The following is a 21225-nucleotide window of genomic DNA, read 5'->3' as shown; positions in this document are numbered from 1 at the left end:
TCGCCGGGGCCGCGGGGCGGCTCCGGTCAGCGCGGGGGTTCCGGCGGCGCGGGCCACTTCCACCGGGGCGCCCACGACCAGCTGTCGGAGACCCCCGGAGGCATGGGCGGGAGCTGGTGCGCCCCCGAGGGCCGCTCGTCGGCGGCCGGGGAGGCGGGCGCGTCGGCCCGGGGGTCGGGGTCGGGCCCCTGCGCCGGGGCGGCCCCGTTCGACCGCTCCGCGGGCGCCGTCCGCGGCGGCTCCCCCGGTTCGGTCTGCTCGTCCCCGTGTCCGGTGAACGCCTCCCACGGGTGCGGTTCGGCCGGTCCGTCCGGGGCGGGGGCGACCCGGTGTTCCACGGGCCTGCCCCACACCGGCTGTGCGGGGCCGTCCGCGGCGGGCGGGTCGTCCCACGCGTGCGGCAGGGGGGCGCGGTCCTCGCTGAGTTCGTCCCGGTAGCCGGGGGCGTTCCAGGCGTGCGGTACGGCCGTGAGGTCCTGGTCGGTCCCGCCCGCGTCGGCGGGCGCTCCCCACGGGTCCTGGGGGGCGGCGGGCGCGTCCGGTCCGGCGGAAGCGCTCCGCGGCTCCCGGGACCCGGGAGCCGCGGAGGCGTCGTCGTACTCCCCGGGAGACCTCCAGGCCCCCGGACGGGGAGCCCCGTCCTCCTCGGGCTCCAGCGCGCGGAACGTCGCCGACATCGGTCCCGAGTCCACCTCGGCGAAGTGCGCGGCCACGCCGAAGTGCCGGGGCGCCCGGTGGGTCCCGGTCTCGTCGTGCTCCAGGGGCGGGGCCAGCGGGTGGCGGACCGCGCCGGCCGGGTGGATCCGCGACCACCAGGCCGCCGCCTCGCTGGAGGGGATCTCCTCCACCACCTCCAGGGACCCCGGGATGTGCGGGTGCCGGCGCCCGGCCCGCCAGGAGTGGGTCAGCGTCTGCGGTTCCAGGACGAGTACGCGCTCCCCCTCCAGGACCGGGATGTCCCCGGGGCACGCCTCGTTGCCCACCCACGTGCCGTCCCCGCCGACCAGGTCCCACTCGCCGCGCACCACGTCCGCCAGCGGGTCCGCCGGGGCGTCCAGGCAGGCGGCCGTCCACCGGGGGTCGGGCCGGGTGCCCGGTACCCGCCGGCCCTCCTTGCCGATCAGCGCGTCCGCGAGCAGCGTGTGCAGCTGGAAGTTGTCGCCGATCCCGTCGAAGCGCACCCGGAAGCCCCGCCACGAGGCCCGGTCCAGCACCAGGGCGGTGTCCGCCTCCGCCATCCGCAGCAGTTCGTTCACCTCGACGAACTCACTGAGCTGCGTGGACAGGGCGTGCACGATCTGGGTGAGCCCCTCCAGCGCGCTGGGGTCGGAGCGCACGGCCGCGCGCACCCGGGCGTCGCCCAGCATGGCCTTGGCGGCCAGACCGTAGCGCAGCGACGTCCACCAGCCCACGGTGGCCAGGGGGGCGTTCTCGCCGAGGACCTCCTCGACCCGGGCCTCCTCGGCCTCGGACACCTCGGGGGGCGCGGGGGGCGCGCCGCCGCCGGTCTTGTCCCAGGCGTGCATGAACGCCACCGCGGCCTGACCGTAACTGCCGAGCTGGCGCAGCACCTCCAACCCCACCTGTCCCGCCGGGGCACCGGACTCCACCAGGGCGCCGGCCAGGACGGCGAGGTCGGCCGCGATCCCCGCGGTCGGCTCGGCGTCGCTCAGGACCGGGGCCAGCGCCTCCATGGCGATGGCGAGTTCGTCCACGGGCACCTGGGAGGACAGCCGGAACACGTCGTGCACGGCTCCCGGGAAGTCGGGTGCCTGGTTGGCTGCGGTGTCGAGCACGCGTTGGAACGCGGCGCGGAACTCTTCGGTCACCCGTGAATCCTTCCATATCCACACGTAGAGTCCGAGGTCCGGATACATGCCTCCACAGTGGACACCGTAATTCTCGGTGTGAAACGGGTGATTCCGACTTTGCGCCGGGTGCCACGGAGTACGGAAGCCGAGGCGCCGTTCAGGCGGGAGCGGCGAAGCGGACCTCGTGCCGGTCGCTGTCGCGGGCCCAGAAGCCCAGCAGGCGCAGCCCCTCCGCTTCGGCCTCCTCGCGGTCGGCGCCCCCGAGCGGCCGGAACGGGGTCACCTCCACGGTCGCGGTCCCCCCGCTCCGCACCACCTTCCACGAGCCCCGCACCCGGCCGTCGACCAGCACGGTGGCGGGCGGCATCCCGTTCCGGGAGGCGAGGCGGCGCAGGTCCTCGGGGTCGATCACCCGGCCGCGGTCGGCGTGGCCGCGCAGCAGGTTGTCGAAGTCGTAGAGGAAGCGCACGGGGGCGGGCACCCCGCCCCCGGGGCGCGGGGCGTCGGGCAGGTCGAACAGCTCGGCGCCGTCCTCGCCGCGCAGCACCGTGAGCCGCTCGCGCAGGCCCTCCACCACGCTCCGCAGCCGGGTCAGCCCCGACCACGCCTGCACGTCCCGGACGGTGGCCGGGCCGAACGCGGCCAGGTAGCGCAGCACGAGGCCGCCGGGGTCCGGTGCGGCGTCCATGGGTAGTCCGGTCCAGGTGTCGGCGGGGGCGAGTCGGGGCGGGCCGGAGGCGCCCCACACCCCGCGCGGGGGCACGTGGACGACGGGGAGCAGGGAGCGGACCGCGTGGGACAGGTCGCCGGAGGGAACGTCCGGCCACCGCTCGGCCAGTAGCGGCCCCAGCTCGCCGGGGGTGAGCGGCCCCTTCTCCAAGAGGGCGCGCCCGGCCTCCACCACGGCCGTGAGGTCGACCCCGGCGAGGGCCCTGCCGTGGTTGCCGTGCGCCAGTCCCCGCTCCATGACGGCGTCCAGGGTGGGGCGCAGCGAGCGCAGGTCCGCGGGGGTGACCAGGTGCAGGGTGCCGCGCATCAGCGTGGCGCGGACGAGTTCGCCGTCGGTGAGCTGGCGCCCGACCTCCTCGGGGCGGACGCCCTCGATCCGGTTCTGCAGGCCCACGTACCAGGTGTGCGTGGTCTGTGCCTGCAGGCCGACGAGGCGGGTGACCACCTCGGTGACCGGCCGGTCCACGCGCTCCAGCAGGAACTGGCGGGCCAGGGTGGCGCGGTTCAGCGCGCGCGGGGAGATGACGGTGTCGGTGGCGGCCATCGCTCGGTTCCTCCGCGTTCTGGTGGAGAGGACACCGTATCGGCCGGGTACGACGGTCGGCGCGGTACCGCGGCCCGTGCGGGGGTCCCCTCCGTGGAGGTACGTGACGGCCGTAACTAAACTCCGCCCCGGACGTACCGACGTATATCCGGAGGAGTTCCCATGTCGTGGTCCGAGCAGTCGCGTGTCCGGTTGGAGAACGAGCACGTGCTGCTCACTCCGCTGACCGAGTCCGATCGCGAGGGATGGCGGGAGCAGGTCATGGATCCCGACATCTGGACCCACTTCGTGACCCGTGTGGAGGACCAGGCCAGCTTCGTCCGGTTCTTCTACTCCTGCCTCTCCGCCAGCGACAGCGGTGAGCAGACCACCTTCACCATCACCGACAAGTCGAGCGGGCGCGTGGCGGGCAGCACGAGCTACGGAAACATGTCCGAGCCCGACCTGCGCCTGGAGGTCGGCAACTCCTGGCTGGGGAGCGAGTTCTGGGGGCGCGGGATCAACCACTGGTCGAAGTACCTCACGATGCGGCACGCCTTCGAGGTGATGGGCGCCGAACGGGTCGAGTTCAAGACCGACGTGCTCAACGAGCGCGCCCGCCGGGGCCTGCGCGCCATCGGCGCCACGGAGGAGGGCGTCCTGCGCAGCTACGACGTCATGCCGGGAGGGCGCCGCCGGGACGTGGTCTACTACTCGGTGCTGCGCTCGGAGTGGCCGGGTGTGCGCGAGTTCCTGGAGGAGGGTCCGCGCTTCCGGTGACACACGACGGCTGGCCGTTCTCTGGCCAGCCGTGACGACGTACCGGTCGGCCTCCGGGAGGCCGCTCGGAAGGAGCCGGAGGGCCGGGTCCGGAAGGCCGCCGGGGCCGACCGCCCCGAGTCCCCCTTCGGCTGAAGCCCCCGCCGGCCTCCGGCCCCGGTCCGCGTTCCGGCGGACGCGGGGCCCTCTCCCGTCCCCGGTCAGTCGAGGACCGCGAACGCCTCGACCTCGACGAGAACGTCGGGCTCGAACAGGTAGTCCACGCCGATGAGAGACAGGGGCGGCAGCGGACGCGGAATCCCCAGCTCGTCGATGACGCCCTCGAGGCCCGCCATGAAGTCGTCCGCCTTCTCGGGGCGCCAGTCGGTGACGAAGAACCTGAGGCGCACGACGTCGGAGAAGTCGGCCCCGGCGCCGGCCAGGCCGCGCGCGGTGTTGCGCAGGGCGTGGGCCACCTGGCCGGTGAGGTCGCCCGTCGCGACGGGGTTGCCCTCCGCGTCGCGCGCGATCTGCCCGGCCACGTGCACCTGACGGGTGCCCGTACCGATCGCGACGTGGTGGTAGGGCACGGGCTGGAACATGCCCTCGGGGGTGAGCAGGCGCACGGTCATGGAAGGTCCTCACGTTTGGCGGCAAGAAGGTATCCAACTAATACTTGGTATACGAAAGGAACTTCAACGAAACCAGGTTTCATGCCGGATACCGAACCCCAGCAGCCCCGGATCAGCCCACTCCACCGCGAACTGCTCGACCAGGTGCTCGACAAGTGGTCGCTCCAGGTGCTGGAGGAACTGTGCGAACAGCCGCTGCGCTTCAACGAACTGCGCCGGGCCATTCCCCTCGTCACCCAGAAGTCGCTCACGACGGCGCTGCGGCGCCTGGAACGCAACGGAATGGTCGAACGCACCGTCGTGGGCACCCGCCCCCTCGCCGTGGAGTACCGCATCGCTCCGCTCGGCAAGACGCTCCAGGACCTCATCGACGCGCTCCTGCGCTGGAGCACCGCGAACATGCCCGCGGTCCAGCGCGCCCGCGCGCGGTTCGACGAGGAGGAGGCGTGACCCGCTCTCCTCCGGGGCCTCTGACGCGCGGGGGCGGGAGCGGGGGCTGACTCGGCCGGACGGACCCGCGCGCGTGCACCTGGACTTCGCCGTGCCCGACGTCGACCGGGCGGTGGAGGAGCTGCTGGAGCTGGGCGCGACGGTGCCGGAGCACCAGCCGGGGAAGGTCGGGTAAACCGTGCTCGCCGACCCCGAGGGGGAGGGGAGCTGCCGCATCGTGTGGGTCCACGACGTGCTCCCGCACGGCCTTGCCCCCGCGCTGGCCGAGAGCATGGAGGGGGTGCGCGCGTGATCGGACGGACCTTGGGCCGTTACTGAGCGGATTCCCCCCGTCGGCCCACCGTGCTCCGCTCCCGATCCTCTCGAGGGGCGGGAGCGAAGTTTCCGGAGTACTCCCTCACCTGGTCAGCCAGGTTTTTTCCGTTCCGCAGACCCTGTGGGACAGGGGGTCTGGAGGTTTCCCCCGCACGGGGATGATTGGGCGCGGAGGTTACGGGCAGTGCGCATTCCAACACCGCCCCCCGGTGTCGGGTGCGGTCCCCGGTGCCCTGGCCGGGGCCGCACCCTCCCAAGGGAGGGAAGGGGGCGGTGCGATAGGAGGCGGTCGGGGTGTCCGGGGCCGCGGAGGGCGGACCGGGCCCCCGGCCCCCTAGGCGCGGTCGAGCAGCTGGGCGCAGCGGATCAGGCCCAGGTGCGAGTACGCCTGCGGGTGGTTGCCCAGCGCCCGCTCGGTGACCGGGTCGTACTCCTCGGGGATCAGACCGGTCGGCCCGGCGCAGTCCACCAGGTGCTTGAACAGCTCCTCGGCCTCCGCGCGGCGGCCGGTCAGCAGGTAGGCCTCGATCAGCCAGGTGGTGCACAGGTGGAAACCGCCCTCACCTCCGGGAAGGCCGTCGTCGCGGTGGTACCGGTAGACGGTCGGGCCGCTGCGTAGCTCCGCCTCCACGGCGGTCACGGTGGCCTGGAAGCGCTCGTCGGCGGGGTCGATCAGCCCGGACAGGCCGATGTGCAGCGAGGCCGCGTCCAGGTCGGTGCCGTCGTAGGCGGTCGTGAAGGCCTGGGCGTCCTCGTTCCAGCCCTTCTCCAGCACCTCGGCGGCGATGTCGTCGCGCAGACCGGGCCAGGAGGGGTCCACGTCGCGGCCGTAGCGCTCGGCCAGCGAGACGGCGCGGTCCAGGGTCACCCAGCACATCACCTTGGAGTAGACGCGCTGGCGGGGCTCGTCGCGCTCCTCCCAGATACCGTGGTCGGGCTCGTGCCAGCGGCGGGCGACGGCCTCGGCCATCGCGCGCACCAGGTCCCAGTCGCGGTCGGCGAGGGTGCCGCGCACGGCGGACAGCTTCTCGATCAGCTCCACGACGGGGCCGAACACGTCCAGCTGCACCTGGTGGTCGGCGAGGTTGCCGATCCGCACCGGACGCGACCCCGCGTAGCCCGAGAGCGACTCGACGACCTCCTCCGGGCCCAGGTCGCCACCGCTCAGCGAGTACAGCGGGCGCAGCATCTCCGGGCCGGGCAACGACTCCACCACCCGGTGCACCCAGTCCAGGAACCCCTCCGCCTCGGCGGTCGAACCCAGGGAGACCAGCGACTGCACGGTCAGGGCGCCGTCGCGCAACCAGCAGTAGCGGTAGTCCCAGTTGCGCACGCCCCCGATCTCCTCGGGCAGCGACGTGGTCGCGGCGGCCATCACGCCGCCGGAGGGGGTGCACAGCCCGCGCAGTGTCAGGGCGGATCGCGCTGACAGCTGCTGGGCTGTCGTCGGCAGGGTGAGCCCGTCGAGCCAGGACGACCAGTGCTCCCCGGCCGCGCGCTGGAGTTCGGGCTCGGGCAGGGTGCCGGGCACGAGGGAGTCCGTGCCGCAGCGCAGCTCCAGCACGACCGGCCGCTCCGAGGACGGGTGCACGACCGCGCGGGCGACGTCGTCGACACCGTCGTGCCCGATCTCCCATTCCACACCGGGCGCGTACAGCGCCATCGGGAAATCGGCGCCCTCCACGAGCAGACCGTTCTCCCGGCGGCTGATGCGCACCGGCGCGCGTCCGAAGTCGGGGCGGGGGGCGAACTCGACGGTGGCCGGGGTGACTCCGCTGATCACCCGGACCAGGTCGGTGCGGCCCTGCGGGGTGCCGTGCGCGAGGTAGTCGGTGACGTCCATGCGCGACCAGCGGGTGCGCACGGTCATCGTGCCGGGCAGGTAGCGCTGGCCCAGCGGAAGGCCTCCGTGCGCGGGGGCGATGGCGAACACGCCCGCGCTCCGCCCGCCCAGGACCTCGGCGAACAGGGCGTTGGAGTCGGGCTGGGGGTGGCAGAACCAGAGCAGGCGCGCGTCCGGGCCGACCAGGGCCACCGAGTTCTGGTTGGACAGCATCGACATGCGCTCGATGGGCGTGGGGCGCTCGCCGAACACCCAGGAGCGGCGCTCGTTGGCCAGCGAGGACAGCAGCGCCGCAGCGGTCGGGGTGTCGGCCACGCGGTGCGCGGCCACGGTGGGCTCCTCGCCGACCCGCACACCCGCGTCCGCGCCGCTCAGGCGCATGAAGACGGGCTCCTCGCCGTCGCCGCCGCCGATGTAGAGGGTGGAGGTGGCCTCCACCTGCTCGCGCAGCAGCTCCAGGGCGGCGGCCTTGTCCGAGGGTGCGGCGTCGGGCCCGGGGCGGCCGATGGTCAGGTCGGTGTCGAACTCGGTGCCGTGCGCGCCCACCAGGCGCACCTCGGCGGGCAGCCGGGAGAGCGTGGCCAGGTCGCGCAGCGGCCGGGCGGAGATGACCGCGCACACGGTGCCGGGCAGGTCGGCCAGGTCGCGCAGCGCGCGCAGGGCCTCCGGCAGCGGGCGTCCGTTGGCCGGGCCCGTGGGGGAGAGGGCGCCGTCGTAGTCGCAGGCGACCAGCAGCCGCGACGTCCGGGCCAGGGCGGAGACGCGTCGCCGGACGTCCACGGGCAGGACCGCGGGGGCGGTGCCCCCCGGGATGCCCGGAACCGTCTCGACAGCCTGGGTGAGCGTCACGTTGCCTCCTCCGTCGGCCCACACTGACCTGGGAAATCGATGATCTGTAGGATTCCGCGCGCACGGTGGTGGTTCACACTGGTGCGGTGTGGAAAAGGTGCGCGGTGCTTGTGGCGCGGAGCGGGCTTCAGGGGGTGAAGAGAAGCCCTGGGGACTTTTCACGTGCCTGCGGGCAGTGAGTTCTGCCCGAACGTAAAGAACCGGTCCGCACGAAGTCAACGCGAGACTACCCGCGCCCCGCCCGTGCCTGCGACACCAAGTTCCAGTGATCGAGGTCACGAATCCATCGCAAACGGACAGTGCGGTCGTACGTTCGCGTCCGCGCGATCGCGCGATCACGTGCGGTTGCGGCGATCCGCGGCGGAGGAGCGCCCCGGCGCCCTCCGCGGGCACCGGGCGTGGGGTGGGGCACACCCGGGCCGTCGGGGGCTGGGGAGGTCGTCCACAGCCTGTGGGCGGATCCCGGTCCGGACCCCTGCGGCCGGAACGACGAAGGGCCCGCCACGGTCGTGACGGGCCCGGAAGGTGTCGGAAGGGTTCAGGAGGTCTTCTCGGGCTTGCGCAGGTGGTGCACCCACGCGGGCGGGATGTTGGCGAACACCCTCTCGGAGCCGATGCCGTAGCGGTCGATCCACTCCTGCACCAGCCAGCTCGTGCGCACCTGGCGCAGGTAGTCCTCGCGGCGGGCGATGACCGCCTTGACCTCCTTGGTGTACAGGTAGCCGTAGAAGGACAGGGTGCCGCCCGGTTCGAGGACCTCGAAGTAGTAGTCGAGGATCTCCCGGACGGCGTCGGCGGTGAAGTTGGCGAACGGCAGACCCGACACGATCACGTCGTAGGAACGGTCCGTGCCCATGTCGTTGACGAGCTTGGCGTGCACGCGCGCGCTGTCGCCCACCCGGGACAGGACCGCGTCCGTCTTCAGCAGGCCTTCGACGTGGGCGGCGAACTCCGGGTTGGCCTCCACCAGGTCCAGGGTGTCCCCGGGGAGCATCTCGGCGGCGATCCCGCGGCTGATCGCGCCCGTGCCCGCGCCCGCCTCCAGGATGCGCAGAGGTCGGTCGGGGTCGGGGCGGCGCCGCACGTACTCGGCCATCGCGCGCGCCAGGGCGCCGCTGCTCGGGACGACGGAGCCGGTGGCGTGGAAGGTGCGCAGCGCCTGGGCCACGAACAGTCGGGTGTCACGCAGGCGCTCGTCCAACCTCAGGGAGGAGAAGGGTCCGGCGGGGCTGTGTGTCTCGGACATACCCGAACGCTAACGCCTCGCGGCCTCTCCGCGGGAGTCGGCGCGGCGACGCTCCGGTAAAACACCGGACCGGCCCGCCTCCGGGCCCGGGCCCCGGAGGGCCCGGAGACCGCGCGACGGGCCCCCGGACCGGGGCTTTCCCCGGCCGTCACCGGGTCCCGCCGCCCGACCGCCCCCGGCCCCGCTCCGGCCGTCACCCGCCCGCCGTCCGACCACCGGCCGTTCTTCACCCGACGGCCTAACCTGGGACACATGAACGAAGCGGCCAGCATCCCCCAGACCCCCGCCCACCCCCGGACCGCACTGGTCACCGGCGCCTCCAGCGGGATCGGGGAGGAGTACGCCCGCAGGCTGGCCGAACGCGGCTACTCCCTGGTCCTCGTGGCCCGGCGGGCGGAGGTGCTCGAAGCCCTGGCCGAGGAGCTCTCCCTCCGCTACGGGATCGGCGCCCGGACGCTGCCCGCCGACCTGGGCACCGACGAGGGCCTGGCCCGTGTGGCCGAGCGCCTGAGAGCCGACGGCAGCGGCGACGAGGCCCCGATCGACCTGCTCGTCAACAACGCCGGGCGCGGTGACGGCGGCCCCTTCGTCGAACAGGGCCCGGCGGAGATCGACGCCATGCTCGACCTCAACGTGCGCGCCGTCCTCCATCTCGCCCGCGCCGTGCTGCCGGTGCAGATCTCCCGGCGCGGGGCGGGCCGGACCCGGTCCAGGCTCGGCGTCATCAACGTCTCCTCCGTCGCGGGCGAGGTCACCTCCAACCCCGGCGGCTCGGTGTACGGCGCGGGCAAGAAGTTCGTCACCCTGTGGAGCGAGAGCGTGGCCGCGGAGGTCCGCGAGCACGGCGTGCACGTCACCGCCGTCCTGCCGGGCTTCGTGCGCACCGACATGACCCTGGGCGTCCAGGAGAGCGGGATGCCGGCGTTCGCGTTCGTCGCCAAGGAACGGGTCGTGCGCGAGTCCCTCGCCGCCTGGGCCGCCGGGCACTCCAGCGTCGTCCCCGGCGCCCAGTACAAGGCCGCCACGGGCATCCTGCGCTTCCTGCCCAAACCGGTCGTCCGCGCCGCCGCCCGCAGGTTCTACTGAGCGCCCCGGTGTGGCGCACCCCGCCGCCCACATGCTGAGACACCGGTGCTCCGTTGCGGCATCGGACCGCCGGAGCGCCTACCCTGGTAGGGCATCTGCCGGTCGACGAAAGACGCCATGAAGACCTTCGAAGAGCTGTTCGCCGAGCTGTCCGAGAAGGCGCGCTCCCGCCCCGAGGGGTCCGGGACCGTCGCCCAACTCGACGCCGGTGTCCATGCCATCGGCAAGAAGGTCGTCGAGGAGGCCGCGGAGGTCTGGATGGCCGCCGAGTACGAATCGGACGAGCAGGCCGCCGAAGAGATCTCCCAGCTCCTCTACCACCTCCAGGTCCTGATGCTGGCCCGCGGCCTGCGCCTCGAGGACGTCTACAAGCATCTGTAGGTCGGCGCGCACCCTCGCGCGTTCCGGCCCCCGACGTCCCCGTTCCCGCGAGCCAAGAAAGCACGAACATGCCCGACATGCTGAGAATCGCCGTGCCCAACAAGGGTCAGCTCTCCGAGCCGGCCGTGGAGATGCTGCGCGAGGCCGGTTACCGGCAGCGCAAGAGCAGCCGCGACCTGGTCATGGTCGACCCCGACAACGACACCGAGTTCTTCTTCCTGCGCCCCAAGGACATCGCCGTCTACGTCGGCGAGGGAATGCTCCAGGCCGGGATCACCGGCCGCGACATGCTGCTCGACTCCGGGGCCCCGGTCAGGGAGGTCCTCCCGCTGGGCTTCGGCGGCTCCACCTTCCGCTTCGCGGCCCCGGGCGGCGCGGGCATGAAGGTCGCCGACCTGGACGGCAAGCGCATCGCCACCTCCTTCGACGGCCTGCTGCGCTCCTACCTGGAGGAGCAGGGCGTCGACGCCCGGGTCATCCACCTGGACGGCGCGGTGGAGAGCTCCGTCAAGCTCGGCGTCGCCGACGCGGTGGCCGACGTGGTCTCCACCGGCACCACCCTGCGCCAGGCGGGCATGGAGACCTTCGGTGAGCCGATCCTGGTCTCGGAGGCGGTGGTCATCCGGCCCACCGAAGCCGAGGAGGACCCCCGGTTCGACACGCTGCTGCGCCGCCTGCGCGGCGTCCTGGTCGCCCGCGACTACGTGATGATGGACTACGACGTGCACGCCGAGCGGCTGGAGTCGGCGGTGGCGCTCACCCCGGGCATGGAGGGGCCGACGGTCTCCCCGCTGCACCGGGAGGGCTGGGTCGCGGTCCGGTCGATGGTGCCGCGCAGGGACGCCCAGCGCATCATGGACGACCTGTGGCAGCTCGGCGCCCGCGCCATCCTGGTCACCGACATCTACGCCTGCCGCCTGTAGGCGGGCACACGCCCCAGGGCGCACCCGGGGCCCGCGGCCTCTCGGCCGCGGGCCCCGGGTCACTCCAGCGGGCGCAGTCCCATGGCGAACTCCACGCCCCCGTCGACGTCCGTGTGCCGCAGCAGGCCGATGTCGGGGAACACGCCGTCGACCTCGTGTCGGAACAGGTGGGACAGCGCCAGGGCGTAGCCGCCGAGGGTCTCCGGTCCCGGCAGCGCCAGGTAGGACTCCCTCCCCTCCCCGTACTCCGCGACCTCCACGCCCGGAGGCGGCTCGGGGGCGCCCGCGGCGGCCACCGGCAGGCACACCCGCACCGCCGCCCGCGAGCCCCCGCTTCCGGCCACCGGCTCCAGTGCACGCCACCACCGGCCCCGGACGCCCCAGCCGTGCTCCTCCGCCAGGCCGGTGAGCGCGTCCGCGAGCGCGGCGGCGTCGGCGGTCACGCGGGCGGTGTCGTACTCCTCTCCGTACTCCCCGGCCACCGCCGTGAGCGCCGTGCACGCCTCCCGGGGCCGGACCCGCACCCGCGGCTCCCACGCCAGGACGGCGGGCGCCGCCGCCAGCGCCCGGTCCTCCTCCCGGCGGCGCCGCTCCAGATCCCGGGTGTGCCGGTGGAGCACCTCCGGGGCCAGACCCGGGTCGTCCACCACCCGGCGGACGTCGTCCAGGCCCAGCCCCGTGCGGCGCAGGGCGGCGATCCGCTCGGCGCGCCCGACCTGGTCGACGGTGTACCAGCGGAATCCGGTGTCCCCGTCCACGCGCGCGGGCACCAGGACGCCGTGCGCGTGGTAGTGGCGAAGGGTCTTGGCGGACAGGCCGGTGAGCTGACTGAAGGCACCGATGGGAAGCATGGTTCCACTGTGGGGCCTCCCCCGAGGGGAGGGTCAAGCGCGCCCTCCGACGACGGGCGCCGCGGCCCGGGGCCGCCCGGGCAGAATGTGGGGATGAACCAGCGAACTCCAGACACCCCCGCGACCGGCCCCCACGCCCCCGAGGGCGAGGCGGTCACGCTGGCCAGGGTGACCGGGGAGACCGGCGGCGACCTCGTGCTGCGCCGGGTGGGCGCGCACTACGAGATCTACTCCAACGGCCTGTTCCTCATGGACACCCGTGACGGCACCTCCGAGCGCGAGATGGTGCGGGCCAGCCTGGCCGCGCTGCCCGCCGGGCGCTCGCGCTCGCGCGTGCTCATCGGCGGGCTGGGCGTGGGCTTCTCCGCGCGCGAGGCGCTGGACCACCCCAGGGTGTCCCTGGTGGAGGTCGTGGAGCTCGAACCCCAGGTGATCGCCTGGCACGACGGTGAGCTCGGGGAGGCGGCCGAGTACGTGCACCGGGACCCGCGCTGCCGGGTGGTCAACGCCGACATCGTGGCCTGGCTGGAGGCGGCCGCCTCCGCCGAGCGGCCCGCCCGCTACGACGTGATCTGCCTGGACACCGACAACGGGCCCGACTGGACGGTGGTGGAGGCCAACAACCGCCTCTACGAGGCCCCCGGCCTGGACCGCCTCACCCGCCTGCTCGCGCCGGGCGGCGTACTGGCCTTCTGGAGCGCCAACGCCGTGCCGGTCTTCGAGGCCTCGCTGCGACGGCGGTTCGCCTCGGTGGAGGTCGTCGAGGTCCCCGTCGCCCGGGGCGTACCCGACACGGTCTACCTGGCGCGCGAGCCCCGCTGAGGGAGCTCCCGCGCCCGTGCGCCGGCCCGGGAAGGCCGCTCAGCCCTCGGCACGGGCCATGTAGGCGGTGAACTCGTCCAGGGTGATCAGGCCGTCGCCGTCCTGGTCCATCACCTCGATGGCCCGCTCGGCCTGGGCCTCGGTGCAGGTGTCGCCCAGACGGTGCATCAGGTCGGCGTACTCCTGGGCGGAGATGCGTCCGTCGCTGTCGGCGTCGACGAACCCGAAGGTCGCCGCGTACTCGTTGGTGTCGGGCATCTGGTGTCCCTCTCCAGGGGGTTCGGGGCGCGGGGAGCGCGGTTCGGCGCAAGGCTATCGGTGCGGATGTGCTTGGTGGAAGCGGTGGGACGGCTCGGGTCCGGGAAGACGACAGGGGCCGTGCGCTCGGCGCACGGCCCCGGAGAGAAGGCGGAGGTACCGGCCTAGCGGTTGCCCACCGAGGCCCGGGAGCCGATCCACCGCGCGATCACGGTGAACAGCAGGACCAGCAGGAACAGGCACAGGGCGGCGCCCCAGGCGCGGTCGATACCGGCCTCGAAGGGCTGCATGGCGCCCCGGTACAGCTGCATGGGCACGGCGCCCTGGGCCTCGCCCTGGAACGCGGTCACGATCAGACCCGAGCCGAAGGCGGTCATCAGCAGCGGGGCGGTCTCACCGATACCGCGCGCGACCGCCAGCATCGAACCCGTGGTCAGACCCGGGGCGGCCGCGGGCAGCACCGTGTGCACGATGGTCTGCCACTTGCGCGCGCCCAGGCCGTAGCTGGCGTTGCGGATCTCGTTGGGGACCAGGCGCAGCATCTCCTCCGCCGAGCGGGTCACGATCGGCAGCATCATCACCGCGATGGCCACCGCGCCCGTGAAGGTGCCGAAGCCCAGACCGCCCCAGCCGATCACCAGCAGGCCGTACACGAACAGGCCGACGAAGATGGAGGGGATACCCGTCATCACGTCGGTGAAGAAGCGGATCACCCTCGTCAGGCGGTTGGGGCCGTACTCCACGATGTAGACGGCGGTGGCGATACCGAACGGGATCGACATCAGGATCGCCAGGGCCATGATGTACAGCGTGCCGACGAACCCGGCCGCGTACCCGCCGCCCTCGCGCCGGGGCGGAGGTTCGGTCTGGGTGAGGAAGTCCAGGTTGACCACGCCGATGCCGCGCCGGGTGACCTCGAAGATGATGAGGATCAGCGGGATCATCGCCACGACCATGGCGGCGGTCAGCAGCACGGAGGCCGCGCGGTCCTTGATCCTGCGCACACCGGAACCGGGCGAGCGCTGGCTCAGCGGGGTGTGGCGGGAAGCCGGGGGTGTGGTGGTTGCGGTGCTCATACGGCGGCGTCTCCCGTGATCTGCCCGAGGCGCCAGACGATGACGCGGGCCAGGATGTTGACGATCATCGTGACCAGGAACAGCGCGACGCCGATCGCCATCAGCGCGATACGGCTCTCCGGCGAGGACTCGCCGAAGGTCGCGGCGATGTGCGAGGCCATGCTGCTGCCGGTGCCGAACAGGCTGGCGCCCCAGGACTGGGAGCCGCCGATCAGCATGAGCACGGCGATGGTCTCGCCCAGGGCGCGGCCCAGGCCCAGCATGGCGGCGGCCACGATCCCGGAGAAGCTGGCGGGAAGGATCACCTTGGTGATGACCTCCCACCGGGTGGAGCCCAGCGCGTAGGCGGCCATCTGCTGCTCGACTGGCTGGACGGCGACCACCTCGCGGATGATCGCGGTCATGATCGGCAGGATCATGATGCCCAGCACGATGCCGGCGGGCAGGTAGCCGACGCCGCGCACCGGGCCCTCGAAGAGGAAGAACCAGCCGAGGACGGCCTCGAGCCCGTCGAAGAAGGGGCGCAGCACGTTCGGGAGGAACCAGTGCAGGCCCCACAGGCCGAAGATGACGCTGGGCACCGCGGCGAGCAGCTCCACCGTGTAGGAGAGCGGCTTGGCGAGGCGGCGCGGGGCCAGGTGGGTCAGGTAGACGGCGACCATGACCGACAGCGGCAGGGCGATGGCGATCGCGATCACCGAGGTGATCATGGTGCCGTAGATGAAGGGCCAGGCGCCGTAGGTTCCGGTGATCTCGGTACGGGAGCCGCCCGGGTTCCAGCTCTCCCCGAGGAGGAAGCCGAAGAAACCCTCCTTGGCGAAGACCGGCCAGGCCTCACTGGTGGTCCGGATGACCATCAGCGCCAGGATGATCAGGACGGTGGTGCCGCAGACCGCGACGATCCACTTGAAGACCGGGTCGGCAAAGCGCCCCCTGCCGGAGTGGAGTGTCCCCCGCTGGGAGTCCTCGGGGGCCTGGGGGGCCTCGCGGGCCTCGGTGGACATGGGCTTCTCCTCTGTGGCTTTCGTGGGGAGTGGAGAGCGGAACGCACCGCCGGGGCGGTGCGGGGTGCGGGGCCGGGGAGGCGCCCCCGGCCCCGCGGGGCGACTTACTCCTCGCCCTCCTCGGCGCCGGCGTCACCGCCGTTCTCGGAGTTGGTCTTCTCCAGCTCGGCCACGACGCGGTCGGTCAGGCCCTCGCCCAGCGGGGCGTAGCCCAGCTCGCCGGCCAGCTCACGGGCGGACTCGTCGGTCAGGGCCCAGGTCCAGAAGTCGATGATCGCGTCGGCGTTGGCCTGGTCGTAACCGCAGGTGTAGGTGAAGATCCAGTTCGAACCGGCGATCGGGTAGCCCTCGCCGCCGATGTTGTCGATGGAGAACTGGAAGTTCTCCGGGATCTCGGCCTCCTCGGACGCGGCGATGGTGGCGTCCAGGGTCGGCTCGATCGGGTTGCCGTCCTCGTTGACGATGTGGGCGACGGCCAGGTCAGCCTCCTGGGCGAAGGACTGGTTCACGTAGCCCAGGCCGCCCGGGTTCTGGGTGATGCCCTGGGCGACACCGTCGTTCTGCTGGCCGCCGACCAGGCCGTCGGCCCAGTCCAGCTCCTTGCCCTCGCCGTACTTGTCGGCCCAGGACTCCACCTCGGTGCTCAGGTAGTGCGAGAACACGTAGGTGGTGCCGGAGCCGTCGGAGCGGTGGACCGGGACGATCTCGTCGTCGGGCAGGTCCATGTCCGGGTTGAGCTCGGCGATGGCCGGGTCGTCGAAGGTGGTGATCTCGCGGTCGTAGATGGCCGCGATGGTCTCGGCGTCCAGGACGAGGCCGTCCAGGTCCGGGTTGCTGAGGGCGATCACGACCGCGCCGAAGACGACGGGGAACTGCACGGCCTTGCAACCGCGGGCCTCGGCGGCGGCGGCGAGGTCCTCGTCGCTCAGGGGCTCCTCGGAGGAGCCGAAGTCGACGGTCTGCTCCAGGAACTGCTCCACACCGGCACCGGAGCCGACGCTCTGGTAGTTGATGCTGACGCCGGGCTGGACGTCGTTGGAGTAGGTGTAGATCCAGTCCTGGAAGAGGGGGTCGGGGAAGCTGGCCCCGGCTCCGGTCAGAGAGGCGCTGAGGTCGCCGCCCCCGCCGTTGGAACCGTCACCGGCGTCGTTGGTGCCGTCGCCGCCGCTGCTGCACGCCGCCGCGAGCAGGGGGATGGCCGCCAGGACGGCGAGCTTGGAACGCCCGTTGCGCATGTCGTAGTTCTCCTCGTGAAAATCACCGCTGTCGGGGCTGACGTGAAACGACAGTAAGCGTGGCGAAAGACGTGGCAACATCGAAATGAAGGCGCACTGGTAGAACCCGGGTGAATGCAGGGTGAATGGAGGTAACCATTGGATAACGGCCGCGTGTTCCCGGCTCTGACCAGGGCTGTCATGTCTCTTCCACGCACCGTGATGACCTGCGGGTATGATCACGGCCACGGGAACTCCGCGGTGGACCTCCGGCAACGAAGATGACGGGGTCGATTATCCGATGATTCACCTTCGCGTTCGTTGGCGGGGCAAATGACGCGAACATGAACAGCGGGCCACTCCGGTGTTCACCGGAGGACCCTGTGGGGGGTTCGTGCTTTTTCGGGCTCGTTCTCCTCCGGGCTCAGGAGCTGTTCGCTGTGTCCAGGCGGTAGCCGATTCCGCGGACGGTGTGGATGAACCTGGGCTGGGACTCGGAGTCGCCCAGCTTGTGCCGCAGGCGGCGGATGTGCACGGCGATGGTGTTGTTCACCGGGGGCAGCGGCTTGTGCCAGACCTCGGTCCACAACTCCTCGCGGCTCACCACCCTGCCGCTGTGCCTGAGCAGGAAGTCCATGATCCCGAACTCCCGCAGCGCCAGGTTGACCGGGTTGCCGTCCACGAACAGGCGGTGTCCCAGGGCGTCCAGTTCCAGCGCGCCCGAGCGCAGCGCGGTCGGGGAGGCGGACGCGTCGTGGCCGCCGCCGTCCGCGCCCGGCAGGGAGCCGCGCAGCAGGGCCGCCAGCTCCGGGATCCGGTAGGGGCGGTTCACACAGGCGGTGGCTCCGGCCGCCAGCGCGCGCATCGCCCGCTGGGAGTCACCGGGGCCCACCCCGATGAGGATCGGGATCTCCGTGGCCCGCCGGGTCACCCGCACCAGCGTCTCCAGATCCACCTCGGGCGGGGTCGCGCTGGTCACCAGGGTGTCCGGCCGCATCATGCCCACCCGCAGCAGGGCCTCGGCGCCGTCGACGCACACGGTGATGTCCACGTCGTGGCCGCTCAGCGACAGCACCAGCTGGTGGGACTGCTCCGACTCCGGCTCCACCAGCAGTACGCGCAGCGGGCCCTCCGGCCGCTCCGCGCGCTCCACCGGCTCGTCCTCGACCGGGACACCCGGGAACGGAACGGCGGCGGACGGTGTGAGCGCGGGCATGGGGAGGGTCCACTTCGTCGAAGGAACGGGAGATGAGGGTCCCGGGCCGCTCCTCCGGCCGGTCGGGACCCCCGGAGTTTTCCGCGGGACCCGTCCGCCGGAGCCCGGTGCGGCCACTCGGGCGCCTCGCCGGGAAGTGGAGCGAGCCAGTAGACGTGCTGCCTGTCCTGGGAGACCGCCCCCGTCACCCCTCGCGGCTGACCGGGCGGTCGGGTGTTCGGTCTAGCCGAAGCGACCGCTGATGTAGTCCTCGGTCCGCTGGTCGGCGGGCTTGCTGAAGATCTTGGCGGTCTCGTCGAACTCCACGAGGCTGCCGTAGCGCTCGCCCCCCTCGTCCACACCGGCGGTGAAGAAGGCCGTGCGGTCGGAGACGCGGGCCGCCTGCTGCATGTTGTGGGTGACGATGACGATGGTGTACTCGCTGGCCAGCTCGTACATCAGGTCCTCGATCTTGAGGGTCGCGATGGGGTCGAGCGCCGAGCAGGGCTCGTCCATCAGGATCACCTCGGGGTTGACCGCGATGGTGCGGGCGATGCACAGGCGCTGCTGCTGGCCGCCGGAGAGGGCGAAGGCGCTCTCCTTGAGCTTGTCCTTGACCTCGTCCCACAGCGCGGCCTTGGTCAGGGTCTCCTCGACCAGGTCGTCCATGTTGCCGCGCACGCCGTTGATCCGCGGGCCGTAGGCCACGTTGTCGTAGATCGACTTGGGGAAGGGGTTCGGCTTCTGGAAGACCATGCCGATCCGGCGGCGGACCTCGATGGGGTCGACCTCGGCGGCGTACAGGTCCTCGCCGTGGTAGGTCACCCTGCCCTCGATGCGGGCGCCGGGGATGAGGTCGTTCATCCGGTTGAGGGTGCGCAGGACGGTGCTCTTGCCGCAGCCCGAGGGGCCGATCATCGCGGTGATCTGGCGGGGCCCCACCTTCATGTCCACGTCGCGCACGGCCTTGTTGCTGCCGTAGTAGATGGACAGGCCGGAGACGTCGAAGACGGGCTCGCCCAGGTCGGGAACCTCACGGTTGTACCGGACGGTGTCGGGGGCGACGCCGCGACCGGACTCGGTGCCGCGAGGGGAGGCGGTGTTGCTGACAGACATGAGGCCACTTCCGGGTCGGACTGTGCATGCGCAGAGAGCGGCCGGAGCCGCACAGCGCGGTCGAACCCATACAAATATGCCCACGTGAAGCACGGGTGAACGAACCCCATGACGGAGGTGAACGTGGGCGGTGGACTCGGGAGGCTTGGCGGACGCTGGGCGTTGCCCGTCGGTCACTCAAAGCTGTCGGAAGGCTCCGACATGCCCTGCGTCACCGGGACGCGGGGCGCCCGGAGCCGCTCGGCGGACCGTGCGCCGCGCTACACGGAGGAACGGGGCAAGGTGACCGGGTTCGAACCCGTTGGTGACCTTTCGCCGCCTCTGGCGGTATCCCGCCGGAGCTCCTCCCGTGGAGGGGCACGCCGTGGTCGGGGGCCGTACCGTGACCGTGCGCCGGGAGTCTACCCCCCGGCCGCCCGGAGCCGCACTCCGGCCCCTCCGGGGTGCGGCCCCCGGCGGCCGGGCACGCGATCCCGGGGCCGCGCGGGCGCACGCGGGCCTGAGCGCGGGGCGCGGGAGCGCGGCGGCGCGTCCCGGGCGCCCGCCGCCGCTGGCGGGGCGTCCGGGGCGCGCCGGTGGTCCGTGTGTGCGGGGAGCCGCTACTCCTGGGACTCGCCGCTCTGCTCGGCGACCTTCTGGTGGACCTCGTTCATGTCCAGTTCCCGGGCCTGGGTGATCAGGCTCTCCAGAGCCTCGGAGGGCAGTGCCCCGGGCTCGTTGTAGATGACCGTGCGCTCGCGGACGATCATCAGGGTCGGGATGGACTGGATCTTGAACTCGAAGGCGAGTTCGCGCTGCGCCTCGGTGTCCACCTTGGCGTGCACGATGTCGGTGTGCTTCTCCGAGGAGGACTCGAACACCGGGGCGAACTGCCGGCAGGGACCGCACCAGTCCGCCCAGAAGTCGATGAGGACGAAGTCGTTGTCCTTCAGCGTCTCCGCGAAGTTGTCCTTGGTGAGCTCGACCGTGGGCACGTGGTCTCCTGTATCTCTTGGTTGGTTGGTGTCGACCGTCGGCCAACCGCCATCTCTGAGTGCTACAGCGGTCGTGCCCGTTCGTTTGTTCCGTATGCCTCGCCGGGGGCGGTCGGCCGTGCCGCCAGCTGAACCTTTTCCGGTCAAACACGTGGTGCATACCGGTTTGGGAGGAAAGACGGGCGACGGCTAGTGTCGACGTGAAGGGCACGGGACCAGCATGGTAGTTCCCGTTCCGCCTGGTGGCCGAACGGGTGAAGTTCCTGCTAGAGGGGGTGCTTGGATGTCTTCCCGGACGCGCGGGGAGGACGCGGGGGACGGCGGCGGACCCGTCGACTACCGGTTCACCCTCGCCAACGAGCGCACCTTCCTGGCCTGGGTCCGCACCGCCCTGGCCCTCCTCGCCGGTGCCGTGGCGGTCCTGCACCTGCTCCCGCTCGGCTGGGCCGACGCGCCGCGCACCCTGGTCGGCCTGCTGCTGGCGGGGCTGGCCGGGTTCATCACCGTCTACGCCCCGCTGCGCTGGTATCGCGTACAGCGGATCATGAGCCGCGGCGGGGTTCTGAAACTCAGCCTGCTACCGCTGGTCACCACCTTCGCGGTGGGTTTGGTGTGTGCACTGGTACTGCTGGGGCACCTGCTGTGACCAGTCCCGTCGAACGCGACGACCCCGGGATGCAGCCCGAGCGCACACTCATGGCCTGGCAGCGCACGCTCGCCCTGATGGTCGTGGTGGGGTTGCTGTTCCTGCGCGGTTCGCTGGTGCCGGGTGACGGCGTGGTCCCGGAGGCACCGCCCGCACTGCGTGTGGCGGTGATGGGGGTGCTCCTGGTCCTGGCGTCGGTGCTGGGGCTGCACGTGTGGCTGAGGTGGCGCGCCACCGGATACGGAACACGGGTGCCGGAGACGGGGAGGCCGCCCTCGTACGTGGCCCGCCCGTGGGCGATGGCGGCCCTGTGCGGGGGAGTACTGGCCCTCAGTGGCGTTCTGGTGGTGACGGTGCTGGTGGGGGTCTGAACCGTCGTGGGGGTCCGGAGCGGCGGGGGGACGGCCCCGCTGCTCCGCCGGGGCGGGAGATCGGATCGTATGCCCTGTTCGGGCTGGGGGGAGACCCGGCGCGACTGCCCTCGACGGGCGGGGCGACGGGTGGGCGGGACGCACGACCGCC

Annotated in this window: 22 protein-coding genes; 9 read left to right on the top strand and 13 right to left on the bottom strand. The window is 72.2% G+C overall.

Going from position 1 to position 21225, the window contains the following annotated elements; genetic code table 11:
- Positions 1–26: 26 nt before the first annotated feature.
- Positions 27–1829 carry a hypothetical protein gene (locus FYW95_RS12095; protein ID WP_159945104.1) on the bottom strand — a complete coding sequence of 601 codons (1803 nt, stop codon included), beginning with the start codon at positions 1827–1829 and terminating at the stop codon, positions 27–29.
- 139 nt (positions 1830–1968) lie between these two features.
- Entirely contained in the window at positions 1969–3084 is a 1116-nt protein-coding gene (locus FYW95_RS12090; protein ID WP_159945105.1) for a winged helix DNA-binding domain-containing protein, read from the bottom strand.
- Positions 3085–3246: 162 nt separating this feature from the next.
- Here FYW95_RS12090 and FYW95_RS12085 point away from each other — a divergent pair, with 162 nt between their 5' ends.
- Positions 3247–3843, top strand: a complete 597-nt coding sequence (locus tag FYW95_RS12085; protein ID WP_159945106.1) for a GNAT family N-acetyltransferase — start codon at positions 3247–3249, stop codon at positions 3841–3843.
- A 200-nt stretch (positions 3844–4043) separates the two neighbouring features.
- On the opposite strand, the gene FYW95_RS12080 is transcribed toward FYW95_RS12085, so the two are convergent.
- Entirely contained in the window at positions 4044–4454 is a 411-nt protein-coding gene (locus FYW95_RS12080) for a RidA family protein (RefSeq protein ID WP_159945107.1), read from the bottom strand.
- 81 nt (positions 4455–4535) lie between these two features.
- Between FYW95_RS12080 and FYW95_RS12075 the strand changes: the two genes are divergently transcribed.
- Both FYW95_RS12075 and FYW95_RS28165 read left to right on the top strand, forming a co-directional pair.
- The gene (locus FYW95_RS12075; RefSeq protein WP_159945108.1) at positions 4536–4904 is read left to right on the top strand and encodes a winged helix-turn-helix transcriptional regulator; all 369 of its coding nucleotides are present in this window, start codon (positions 4536–4538) and stop codon (positions 4902–4904) included.
- A 46-nt stretch (positions 4905–4950) separates the two neighbouring features.
- Positions 4951–5079, top strand: a complete 129-nt coding sequence (locus tag FYW95_RS28165) for a VOC family protein (RefSeq protein ID WP_370462440.1) — start codon at positions 4951–4953, stop codon at positions 5077–5079.
- 474 nt (positions 5080–5553) lie between these two features.
- Here the strand turns inward: FYW95_RS28165 and FYW95_RS12065 are convergent, their stop codons facing one another.
- Positions 5554–7911 (bottom strand): trehalase-like domain-containing protein, encoded by a 2358-nt coding sequence (locus tag FYW95_RS12065; RefSeq protein ID WP_159945109.1) that lies wholly within the window; start codon positions 7909–7911, stop codon positions 5554–5556.
- A 538-nt stretch (positions 7912–8449) separates the two neighbouring features.
- Positions 8450–9157, bottom strand: a complete 708-nt coding sequence (locus FYW95_RS12060) for a class I SAM-dependent methyltransferase (RefSeq protein ID WP_159945110.1) — start codon at positions 9155–9157, stop codon at positions 8450–8452.
- 252 nt (positions 9158–9409) lie between these two features.
- On the opposite strand from FYW95_RS12060, the gene FYW95_RS12055 reads away from it, so the two are divergent.
- The 3 genes from FYW95_RS12055 (at position 9410) to hisG (ending at position 11547) form a co-directional block, all read left to right on the top strand.
- Positions 9410–10243 (top strand): SDR family NAD(P)-dependent oxidoreductase, encoded by an 834-nt coding sequence (locus FYW95_RS12055; RefSeq protein ID WP_160050351.1) that lies wholly within the window; start codon positions 9410–9412, stop codon positions 10241–10243.
- A 117-nt stretch (positions 10244–10360) separates the two neighbouring features.
- A complete protein-coding gene (locus FYW95_RS12050) occupies positions 10361–10624 on the top strand; it encodes a phosphoribosyl-ATP diphosphatase (RefSeq protein ID WP_014913038.1) in 264 nt (87 codons plus the stop codon).
- 68 nt (positions 10625–10692) lie between these two features.
- Positions 10693–11547, top strand: coding sequence for an ATP phosphoribosyltransferase (gene hisG / locus FYW95_RS12045; RefSeq protein ID WP_159945112.1), 855 nt, complete (start codon positions 10693–10695; stop codon positions 11545–11547).
- A 59-nt stretch (positions 11548–11606) separates the two neighbouring features.
- On the opposite strand, the gene FYW95_RS28710 is transcribed toward hisG, so the two are convergent.
- Positions 11607–12398, bottom strand: coding sequence for a MerR family transcriptional regulator (locus FYW95_RS28710; RefSeq protein WP_160050350.1), 792 nt, complete (start codon positions 12396–12398; stop codon positions 11607–11609).
- A gap of 93 nt (positions 12399–12491) precedes the next feature.
- Between FYW95_RS28710 and FYW95_RS12035 the strand changes: the two genes are divergently transcribed.
- Entirely contained in the window at positions 12492–13220 is a 729-nt protein-coding gene (locus FYW95_RS12035; protein ID WP_159945114.1) for a spermine/spermidine synthase domain-containing protein, read from the top strand.
- 39 nt (positions 13221–13259) lie between these two features.
- Here the strand turns inward: FYW95_RS12035 and FYW95_RS12030 are convergent, their stop codons facing one another.
- The 7 genes from FYW95_RS12030 to trxA form a co-directional block, all read right to left on the bottom strand.
- Entirely contained in the window at positions 13260–13478 is a 219-nt protein-coding gene (locus tag FYW95_RS12030) for an EF-hand domain-containing protein (protein ID WP_159945115.1), read from the bottom strand.
- A 164-nt stretch (positions 13479–13642) separates the two neighbouring features.
- Complete coding sequence (pstA, locus tag FYW95_RS12025) at positions 13643–14554, bottom strand: phosphate ABC transporter permease PstA (protein WP_159945116.1); 912 nt, start codon at positions 14552–14554, stop codon at positions 13643–13645.
- Complete coding sequence (gene pstC / locus FYW95_RS12020) at positions 14551–15558, bottom strand: phosphate ABC transporter permease subunit PstC (protein ID WP_159945117.1); 1008 nt, start codon at positions 15556–15558, stop codon at positions 14551–14553. Before pstC ends, pstA begins: the two co-directional genes overlap by 4 nt.
- A gap of 104 nt (positions 15559–15662) precedes the next feature.
- Complete coding sequence (pstS, locus tag FYW95_RS12015) at positions 15663–16793, bottom strand: phosphate ABC transporter substrate-binding protein PstS (RefSeq protein WP_160050349.1); 1131 nt, start codon at positions 16791–16793, stop codon at positions 15663–15665.
- A gap of 403 nt (positions 16794–17196) precedes the next feature.
- Positions 17197–17988 carry a response regulator transcription factor gene (locus tag FYW95_RS12010; protein WP_159945119.1) on the bottom strand — a complete coding sequence of 264 codons (792 nt, stop codon included), beginning with the start codon at positions 17986–17988 and terminating at the stop codon, positions 17197–17199.
- Between the two features lie 222 nt (positions 17989–18210).
- Positions 18211–19083, bottom strand: a complete 873-nt coding sequence (gene pstB, locus FYW95_RS12005; protein ID WP_159945120.1) for a phosphate ABC transporter ATP-binding protein PstB — start codon at positions 19081–19083, stop codon at positions 18211–18213.
- 599 nt (positions 19084–19682) lie between these two features.
- Complete coding sequence (gene trxA / locus FYW95_RS12000; RefSeq protein WP_159944772.1) at positions 19683–20057, bottom strand: thioredoxin; 375 nt, start codon at positions 20055–20057, stop codon at positions 19683–19685.
- A 283-nt stretch (positions 20058–20340) separates the two neighbouring features.
- Between trxA and FYW95_RS11995 the strand changes: the two genes are divergently transcribed.
- Both FYW95_RS11995 and FYW95_RS11990 read left to right on the top strand, forming a co-directional pair.
- A complete protein-coding gene (locus FYW95_RS11995) occupies positions 20341–20703 on the top strand; it encodes a YidH family protein (protein WP_159944771.1) in 363 nt (120 codons plus the stop codon).
- Positions 20700–21074, top strand: a complete 375-nt coding sequence (locus tag FYW95_RS11990) for a DUF202 domain-containing protein (RefSeq protein WP_159944770.1) — start codon at positions 20700–20702, stop codon at positions 21072–21074. Before FYW95_RS11995 ends, FYW95_RS11990 begins: the two co-directional genes overlap by 4 nt.
- Positions 21075–21225: the final 151 nt, after the last annotated feature.

Origin of the sequence: Nocardiopsis sp. FR4, from assembly GCF_009830945.1 — a bacterium.
Taxonomy (GTDB): domain Bacteria; phylum Actinomycetota; class Actinomycetes; order Streptosporangiales; family Streptosporangiaceae; genus Nocardiopsis.
Note: the sequence above shows the minus strand (reverse complement) of the source record. Positions and strands in the feature narration are given on the sequence as shown.